Source organism: Rhodobacter capsulatus (assembly GCF_003254295.1).
Lineage (GTDB): Bacteria > Pseudomonadota > Alphaproteobacteria > Rhodobacterales > Rhodobacteraceae > Rhodobacter > Rhodobacter capsulatus.
In genome coordinates, this window is record NZ_QKZO01000020.1 from 1 (window position 1) to 2,500 (window position 2,500).

At 55.0% G+C, this 2,500-nt stretch carries 1 tRNA gene and 2 rRNA genes (1 of these 3 cut by a window edge); all 3 read right to left on the reverse strand.

From position 1 onward, the window contains the following. Positions 1–77, reverse strand: a tRNA-Met gene (locus LY44_RS17430). Between the two features lie 73 nt (positions 78–150). Beyond that, a 5S ribosomal RNA gene (gene rrf, locus LY44_RS17435) occupies positions 151–265 on the reverse strand. A gap of 148 nt (positions 266–413) precedes the next feature. Then, positions 414–2,500: ribosomal RNA gene (locus LY44_RS17440) — 23S ribosomal RNA — on the reverse strand; it runs 748 nt beyond the window's last position.

Here is a 2,500-nt window from a genome sequence, read left to right on the forward strand (position 1 = left end):
TGGTTGCGGGGGCAGGATTTGAACCTGCGGCCTTCAGGTTATGAGCCTGACGAGCTACCGGGCTGCTCCACCCCGCGTTATGTCCCGAGGGCTTTGTTTGCGATCGGGGTTTATTGGTATCGTTTTGAGAGAACTTTGGCTTCTTACTAGGTTTGGCGGTGACCTACTCTCCCACGTCTTGAGACGCAGTACCATCGGCGTGTTGGCCCTTAACGGCCGAGTTCGGGATGGGATCGGGTGTTTAGCCAACGCTATGACCACCAAACCGAGGAAGAAGCCATCTGTCCAAGTCAAGTATCAGGAGAAGCTCGCGTACCGCGGATGCGGTCACCGGCGTTTCGCCGGTGGGGAGCGTTCTTTTTACTAACCTCGTGTATACTTGCTTTTGATCGTGAGCCTGGTTGCTACTGGATCAAATCAAGCCAATCGGGCAATTAGTACCGGTCAACTGAATGCATTGCTGCACTTACATCTCCGGCCTATCGACGTGGTGGTCTTCCACGGCCCTCAAGGGATACCTAGTTTTGAGGGGGGCTTCACGCTTAGATGCCTTCAGCGTTTATCCTGTCCGTTCATAGCTACCCAGCACTACCGTTGGCACGATAACTGGTCCACCAGTGGAACGTTCACCCCGGTCCTCTCGTACTAGGGGCAACTCCTCTCAAGTATCCTACACCCACGGCAGATAGGGACCGAACTGTCTCACGACGTTCTAAACCCAGCTCACGTACCTCTTTAAATGGCGAACAGCCATACCCTTGGGACCTGCTCCAGCCCCAGGATGAGATGAGCCGACATCGAGGTGCCAAACGATGCCGTCGATATGGACTCTTGGGCATCATCAGCCTGTTATCCCCAGAGTACCTTTTATCCGTTGAGCGATGGCCCTCCCACTTGGGACCACCGGATCACTATGACCGACTTTCGTCTCTGCTCGACTTGTCAGTCTTGCAGTCAGGCAGGCTTTTGCCATTGCACTCAACGACCGATTTCCGACCGGTCTGAGCCTACCTTCGCGCGCCTCCGTTACGATTTGGGAGGCGACCGCCCCAGTCAAACTCCCCACCATGCAGGGTCCCGGATCCGGATGACGGACCGCGGTTAGACATCAAGAGTGCGAAGGGTGGTATCTCAAGGGAGCCTCCCCCGCAACTGGCGTCACGGTTTCAAAGGCTACCACCTATCCTGCACATCACAATCCTGATGCCAGTGCAAAGCTGGAGTAAAGGTTCATGGGGTCTTTCCGTCTAACCGCGGGTAGTGTGCATCTTGACACACAGTTCAATTTCGCTGAGTCCACGTTTGAGACAGCGGGGAGATCGTTACGCCATTCGTGCAGGTCGGAACTTACCCGACAAGGAATTTCGCTACCTTAGGACCGTTATAGTTACGGCCGCCGTTTACTGGGGCTTCAATTCGGAGCTTGCACCCCTCCTTTTAACCTTCCAGCACCGGGCAGGCGTCAGACCCTATACGTCGCCTTACGGCTTCGCAGAGCCCTGTGTTTTAAGTAAACAGTCGCCACCCCCTAGTTTGTGCCCCCCACCCACACTTGCGTGCGAATGGGGCCTCCTTCTCGCGAACTTACGGAGGCATTTTGCCGAGTTCCTTAAACGTGGTTCTCTCAAGCGCCTTGGTATACTCTACCTGTCCACCTGTGTCGGTTTAGGGTACGGTCATATGGAGGGCTATTTCCTGGGACACCGCAGCTGCCCGACCAATCCGATAAGGTCGAACAACAGTGAGCATCCGTCACATCCTCCTGGCCCACGAATATTAACGTGGTTCCCATCGACTACGCCTTTCGGCCTCGCCTTAGGGGCCGGCTTACCCTGCTCAGATTAGCTTTAAGCAGGAACCCTTGGACTTTCGGCGAGAGGGTCTCTCACCCTCTTTATCGCTACTCATGTCAACATTCTCGCTTCTGATCACTCCACCGGATCCCTCACAGGCCGGCTTCACAGTCAGCACCTGTCCGACCAAGGCTTTCCCGAAGGAGAGCTAAAGTCGGGCGGTGCTATATCACAGAACGCTCCGCTACCACGTGCATTGCTGCACATCCAAAGCTTCGGCTCGTGGCTTGAGCCCCGTTACATCTTCGCCGCAGGATCTCTTGACTAGACCAGTGAGCTGTTACGCTATCTTTAAAGGATGGCTGCTTCTAAGCCAACCTCCTGGTTGTTTTGGAAATCCCACATGCTTTCCCACTTAGCCACGAATTGGGGGCCTTAGCTGTTGGTCAGGGTTGTTTCCCTCTTCACGACGGACGTTAGCACCCGCCGTGTGTCTCCCGGATAGTACTCTGCGGTATTCGGAGTTTACTTAGACTCAGTAAGGCTGTGGGCCCCCATCATCCATGTAGTGCTCTACCCCCGCAGGTATTCGTCCGAGGCGCTACCTAAATAGCTTTCGCGGAGAACCAGCTATCTCCAGATTTGATTGGCCTTTCACCCCTAGCCACACCTCATCCGGACCCTTTTCAACGGGTGTCGGTTCGGAC